At 61.6% G+C, this 6,290-nt stretch carries 6 protein-coding genes and 2 tRNA genes; 5 read left to right on the top strand and 3 right to left on the bottom strand.

Annotated elements, in window-relative coordinates; genetic code table 11:
• On the top strand, positions 1-181 hold a 181-nt coding region (locus AN189_RS10185), incomplete at its 5' end, for a DUF1353 domain-containing protein (RefSeq protein WP_157057447.1).
• Here AN189_RS10185 and AN189_RS10180 read toward each other — a convergent pair.
• Both AN189_RS10180 and AN189_RS10175 read right to left on the bottom strand, forming a co-directional pair.
• Positions 168-458 (bottom strand): hypothetical protein, encoded by a 291-nt coding sequence (locus AN189_RS10180; RefSeq protein ID WP_056034992.1) that lies wholly within the window; start codon positions 456-458, stop codon positions 168-170. The genes AN189_RS10185 and AN189_RS10180 overlap by 14 nt on opposite strands.
• The gene (locus AN189_RS10175; RefSeq protein ID WP_157057446.1) at positions 455-907 is read right to left on the bottom strand and encodes a hypothetical protein; all 453 of its coding nucleotides are present in this window, start codon (positions 905-907) and stop codon (positions 455-457) included. Before AN189_RS10175 ends, AN189_RS10180 begins: the two co-directional genes overlap by 4 nt.
• Before the next feature lie 444 nt (positions 908-1,351).
• On the opposite strand from AN189_RS10175, the gene AN189_RS10165 reads away from it, so the two are divergent.
• From AN189_RS10165 to AN189_RS10155, 3 genes are all read left to right on the top strand, one after another.
• The gene (locus AN189_RS10165) at positions 1,352-2,944 is read left to right on the top strand and encodes an AMP-binding protein (protein WP_056034984.1); all 1,593 of its coding nucleotides are present in this window, start codon (positions 1,352-1,354) and stop codon (positions 2,942-2,944) included.
• Between the two features lie 194 nt (positions 2,945-3,138).
• Positions 3,139-3,215: transfer RNA gene (locus AN189_RS10160), tRNA-Asp, on the top strand.
• A 36-nt stretch (positions 3,216-3,251) separates the two neighbouring features.
• Positions 3,252-3,328, top strand: a tRNA-Asp gene (locus AN189_RS10155).
• Positions 3,329-3,445: 117 nt separating this feature from the next.
• Here AN189_RS10155 and AN189_RS10150 read toward each other — a convergent pair.
• A complete protein-coding gene (locus tag AN189_RS10150; protein WP_056034981.1) occupies positions 3,446-4,819 on the bottom strand; it encodes a M20/M25/M40 family metallo-hydrolase in 1,374 nt (457 codons plus the stop codon).
• A 143-nt stretch (positions 4,820-4,962) separates the two neighbouring features.
• Between AN189_RS10150 and hemA the strand changes: the two genes are divergently transcribed.
• Positions 4,963-6,186 carry a 5-aminolevulinate synthase gene (hemA, locus tag AN189_RS10145; protein ID WP_056034978.1) on the top strand — a complete coding sequence of 408 codons (1,224 nt, stop codon included), beginning with the start codon at positions 4,963-4,965 and terminating at the stop codon, positions 6,184-6,186.
• The last annotated feature ends 104 nt before the right edge of the window (positions 6,187-6,290 follow it).

The following is a 6,290-nucleotide window of genomic DNA, read 5'->3' as shown; positions in this document are numbered from 1 at the left end:
CGCATCGCCGCACGATCCGCGATTCCACAAGGCGGCGGCGCTGCATGACCATCTGCTGCGGCAGGGCTGGGATCGCCTGACGGCGGGCGCGGTGTTCCATGACGCCTTGCTGGCCGACGGCGTGCCGCGCTGGCGGCGGTTTGCGATGTGGTTTGCCGTCAGCGCGTTCAAATTTCGATAGGGATGCCCCCGTCGCCTTCATTGGCGGCGGGGGCGTTTTTTGCGTTTTGGGGCGGTTCTGCTAAATCGGCGCGATACCTGACGCACAGATTCTCGTGCTTGGGGAGACGTGTCGCCATGCGCCAGCATCCGATGAAGTCGTCTAGCACTGCCGACGCTGGTTCGTCGCGATCAATCCATGCGCCGCACACTTCGCAGCGATGGATCATGTCGTCGCCTTCGGACGCGATCAAAAGCCGCAGGTAATCAGCGCGCGGGATCGTCACGGTGTCCATCATCCCCGCCCCTCTGCCACCCGCGCCCGCAGCCGCGCGATCTCGGCCTGTGCGGCGTCAAGGGCGTCGGCGGCTTCCTTTGCAGTGGCCGTGTAGAAGCCGAGACTGTTCCATACCGGGTCACGCAGCCGTTCCTGTATCGTCGGTTCAGTCATGGTCGGGGTCTCCTGTTGTGAACGGCTGGATTGAACAAACGCAACCAGATCAGACCCGTCGCCTTTGCCCGCCGCAAAATCTCCAGCCAGCCGCTCAAGGTGCGCCGCCAGATTTAACCGCTTGGCAATCCAGGCCGCATCGTCTGGGTTGGGGCAGTGGCAGATTGCGTTTCCCCTCAAAGATGGACGAACAAGGTGCCTTTCTTGTCGCTCAAACCGCTCCGCATTCTCGCGCAAAACGGGTTGGCGGCTCACTGGCGCATAAGCCCCTTGTCGCCATGTCGTTACATCATCCATCGGTCAGCCTCCTACTGTGTATGCGAAATTTGGCGTTTCATCCGGCGCGTGGCCTCGCGCAACCAGTATCGGAACGATCTACCGGAACCAGCACGGCGAGCCATGAATATCGCCTCATTTACGCCAAACGGATCATTCACTTTCATCATTGTCTGTCCTTTCTGTTTTGACAGCAGCGGCGGGTTTCGTGATGCCGTGCGCGGTTGGCCCCGGTTTCGCCGCCGAAAAACCGTTCCCAAATTCCCGCTTCGTTCCTGATCTGTCCGCGATGTTCCGCGCAACGCTTGGGAACGCCTGACGCCGGAAAATCAATCGCTTAGGCGCGAAATCGTTTCGTTTACACCGAAAATGTCGGGGGTTCGAGCCCCTCACCACCCACCACCGTATCCCCCATGCATCAACACAAACCTTGACGCGCGCCGTGGTGCGCGGCCAGATTGGCAGATGTTGATTCAGAAATCCGACTATGCCCGGACCCGCGCCGCGTTTCGCTGGGACATTCCTCGCCATTACAACATCGGTGTTGATTGCTGCGACCGCATCGCGGACCTGCGAACCGATGCGACCGCGATCATTGATGCATCCGGTGTCAACCCGCGCACCGTGACCTTTGGCCAGCTGCGCAGTCTCAGCAACCAGATGGCAAGGCTGCTGTCACGCCACGCGGGCGCGGGCAGCCGGATCGGCGTGCTGCTGCCGCAATCGGTCGAAACAGCGATGACACACCTTGCGGCGTTCAAGCTGGGGGCCATTTCCCTGCCGCTCTTTACCCTGTTCGGGCCTGACGCCCTGCGCCACCGATTGCGCGATTCGGGGGCCTGCGTGGTGGTGACCGACGCTGCGGGGGCCGCCAAGATCGACACGATCCGCGCCGATCTGCCGGATCTGGCCTGCGTCATCGTGATCGGTGCGGATCTGGACGCGACCTTGTCCGGATTGTCCGATGATTTCCCCCCGGCCCGGACCGCAGCCGATGACCCTGCGCTGCTGATCTACACCTCAGGCACCACTGGCCCACCCAAAGGCGCGCTACACGCCCACCGCGTTTTGCTGGGCCATCTGCCGGGCGTCGAGATGAGCCATGATTTCCTGCCGCAACCCGGTGACCGGATCTGGACGCCGGCCGATTGGGCATGGATCGGCGGATTGCTGGATGTACTCTTGCCCGCATTGCATCACGGCATTCCCGTCGTGGCCTGCCGCTTTGCAAAATTCACGGCAGAGGCAGCCTTTGCCTTGATGCGCGATCATGGTGTGCGCAACGCGTTTCTGCCGCCGACCGCGCTCAAGATCATGCGGCTGATGCCCGACCCGCCGCAACTGAACCTGCGCTCTGTCGCCAGTGGTGGCGAAACGCTGGGCACAGAGCTGATCGACTGGGGCCAGCGGGTCCTGGGATGTACGATCAACGAATTTTACGGTCAGACCGAATGCAACATGATCGTCAGTTCCTGTGCGGCACTGGCACCGGCTGTCCCCGGCGTGATGGGGTTTGCGGTGCCCGGTCATGATGTGCAGGTCATCAATGCTGACGGCCAGCCCTGCGCTGTCGGGGCCGAGGGCGATATCGCCTGCCGCGGTCCCGACCCTGTCATGTTCCTGCGCTACTGGAATAATCCGGCAGCCACAAAGGCCAAGATGCGCGGCGACTGGCTGCTGACCGGTGATCGTGGCATGTCGTGCACCGACGGTCGCATCCGGTTCAAGGGACGGGACGATGACATCATATCTTCGGGCGGCTACCGGATCGGTCCTGCGGAAATCGAGGATTGTCTGCTGACGCATCCAGCGGTCCAGATGGCCGGCGTCGTGGGTGCGCCCGATCCTGTCCGGGGCGAAATGATCGTGGCGTTTGTGCAACTGGTGCCGGGTGCGGCGGGGGACGATGCGCTTGCCAGCACATTGAGCGCGCATGTCCGCCATCGGCTGGCCGCGCATGAGGCACCGCGGCGCATCATCTTTGCAGACAGCCTGCCACTGACCACCACAGGCAAGATCATCCGCGCCGATCTGCGGGTGCAACTGGCGCAGGGCTGACGGGATCGCTGTTTTTCAAATATCCCTGGGGAGGTCTGCAAGACCGGGGGCTGGCCCCCTCCAACCGAACGCGCAGGTGCATCGCAATCATTTTCTGCCTTGTGCCGCATTTTGCGCATTCTCGCGCTTGACGGGGCAGGGGGGCTTGCATAGAAGCGCGGCACGCTTTGCGATACGCAAGGTGGTCAAGATGCGCGGTTGTAGCTCAGTTGGTTAGAGTACCGGCCTGTCACGCCGGGGGTCGCGGGTTCGAGCCCCGTCAACCGCGCCATTGACCCCCGAAACGTCCGCAAACGTGATGAAATGCGCGGTTGTAGCTCAGTTGGTTAGAGTACCGGCCTGTCACGCCGGGGGTCGCGGGTTCGAGCCCCGTCAACCGCGCCATTTCACCCCTTCACCATGCCACGTTCGATGCCGATTTTTCGCGAAAAATCGGTTGCGCGTCCGACCCTGCGACAGGCCGGACGCATTCTTGATTTTTCGCGAAAAATCGCGGCCCCGTCAGCGGGTCATCGCGTGCAGGATTCGCGCCCAGCTGCGCGTGCCCTTGTGAAAGGATGACAGGTCGTATTTCTCGTTCGGAGAATGAATTTGATCGTCGTCCTTTCCGAAACCGATCAGCATGGCGTCCATGTCGAGGTAGGTCTTGAAATAGGCGGCAATCGGGATCGAACCGCCACAGCCGACATAGGCCGCCGCATTGGGCCATTCGTCCGACAGGGCGCGGCGGGCCTGATCGAATGCGGGATGGGTCGTGGTCATCTGGCCCGCAGCCGAGGCCCCATGCGCATGAAACGTCACACCGCAATCGGCGGGAATCATGTCGCTGACCTGTTTGCGGAACGCAACGCGGATCGCCTCGGGATCCTGCTGGCCCACAAGGCGGAAACTGATTTTCGCGCTGGCCTGCGCCGGCAGGACGGTCTTGAACCCGTCACCGGTATAGCCTGCGGTCATGCCGTTGACCTCGCAGGTGGGGCGCGACCAGATCATTTCCAGCGGGCGGCGGCCCTGTTCGCCGGCGGGATATTTCAGCCCGACTTCGCCCAGGAACGCTGCGGCGTCGAAATTCAGGTCGTCCCATGCGGCGGCCAGTTCGTTCGACAGTTCCGGCACGCCATCATAAAATCCGGGCACCGTGATGCGGCCCGTCTCGTCATGCAATGCGGCAATCACCTTGGCCAGAACGCGGGCAGGGTTCATCGCGATCCCGCCATACATCCCCGAATGCAAATCCTTGGACGGGCCGGTGATCGTGACCTCTTCGCCCAGCAGTCCGCGCAATTGCGTGATGATCGCCGGTGTGGAATCACCGTAAAGGCCGGTGTCGCAGATCAGCGCGATATCCGCGCGCAACAGATCGGTGTTTTCCTTCAGAAACGGGATCAGCGATGGCGAGCCTGATTCTTCTTCGCCTTCGAAAAAGATGGTGATGTTGCCGGGCAGGGAGCCATGCACCGCTTTCCAGGCGCGACAGGCCTCGATGAAGGTCATCAGCTGGCCCTTGTCGTCGGATGCGCCACGGCCACGGATCACGGGGCCCTTGTCGGTCTGCTCGATTGCCGGATCGAACGGGTCCCGGTCCCACAGGTGCAGCGGGTCCACGGGTTGCACGTCGTAATGCCCGTAAAACAGGATGCTGGGGCCCTCGCCACCGGACTGCGCGACCACCATCGGGTGTCCGGTTGTCGGGTGTTTGGTGGCCGCGAATCCGATGGATTGCAGGTCCGCAACCAGCCAGTCGGCCGCACGGTCGCAATCGCCCTTGTAGGCGGGATCGGTGGAAATCGATGGAATGCGGAGCAGCTCCAGCAGCCGTTCGGTCGCAGGATCGAGGTTTGCGTCGATGTGGTCGAGGACTGGGTCAAGGGGCATGGCTGCGTCTTTCTAAGCTATTTGCATTCAAACCTAGTCGGTTTCACAACATGTGCCAGTAGCGTGACAGTGGGTCGCGTATTGTCGTCCGGTGATGCGCCCTATATGTCCGGGACCGATGAAACGATGACAGGACCTGCCCGGTGAATTACGACGCTGCCCTCGCGACCGCTATCGACCGTCTGCATGCCGAAGACCGGTATCGCACATTCATCGACATCGAACGCACTCGGGGTCAGTATCCACATGCTGTCTGGAACAAACCCGATGGCAGCACCCAGCCGGTCACCGTCTGGTGCGGAAACGATTATCTGGGCATGGGCCAGCATCCGGTCGTGCTGTCCGCCATGCACGAGGCACTGGACGCCACGGGCGCGGGATCGGGGGGCACACGCAACATTTCCGGCACCACCGTCTATCACAAGCGCCTGGAGGCAGAGTTGGCCGATCTGCACCGCAAGGAAGCAGCGCTGCTCTTTACCAGCGCCTACATCGCCAATGACGCGACGCTGTCGACCCTGCCGAAACTGTTTCCCGGTCTGATCATCTATTCGGATGCGCTGAATCATGCCTCCATGATCGAAGGCGTGCGCCGCAATGGCGGGGCCAAGCGGATCTTTCGCCACAACGATGTGGCGCATCTGCGTGAATTGCTGGCAGCGGATGATCCCGCAGCCCCCAAGCTGATCGCATTTGAATCGATCTATTCGATGGACGGCGATTTTGGCCCGATCGCAGAAATCTGCGACCTGGCACAGGAATTCAACGCACTGACCTATATCGACGAGGTTCACGCGGTCGGCATGTATGGCCCACGCGGTGCGGGTGTGGCCGAACGTGACGGGTTGATGGGGCGGATCGACATCATCAACGGGACACTGGCCAAGGCGTATGGCGTGATGGGCGGCTACATTGCGGCCTCGGCGCGGATGTGCGATGCGGTGCGGTCCTATGCGCCGGGTTTCATCTTTACCACTTCGATTCCGCCAGCCGTGGCGGCAGGGGCTGCCGCCAGTGTGCGCCATCTCAAGACCGATCAGGGGTTGCGCGACGCGCAGCAGACGCAAGCCGCCATCCTGAAAACCCGGCTCAAGGGGATGGGCCTGCCCATCATCGACCACGGCAGCCATATCGTGCCGCTGATCGTGGGTGATCCGAAGCACACCAAGAAACTGTCCGACATGCTGCTGCAGGATTACGGAATCTACGTGCAGCCGATCAACTATCCGACCGTGCCGCGCGGAACAGAACGCCTGCGTTTCACGCCCTCACCGGTGCATGGTCCGCGCGAAATGGACACGCTGGTGCGTGCCCTGGACGGTCTGTGGTCCCACTGTGCGCTGAATCGCGCCGATTTAGCGGGCTGACCTTTCTGCGAGTGCAAAGGCTGTGACGGTCTGCTAGATGTTGTGTGTCAACTTTCCATAAATAAATCGACTTTGGGTCGCATTTATGTGAGATAATGACATAA

This window comes from Loktanella sp. 3ANDIMAR09 (assembly GCF_001420005.1).
In the GTDB taxonomy this organism is placed as follows: domain Bacteria; phylum Pseudomonadota; class Alphaproteobacteria; order Rhodobacterales; family Rhodobacteraceae; genus Loktanella.
Note: the sequence above shows the minus strand (reverse complement) of the source record. Positions and strands in the feature narration are given on the sequence as shown.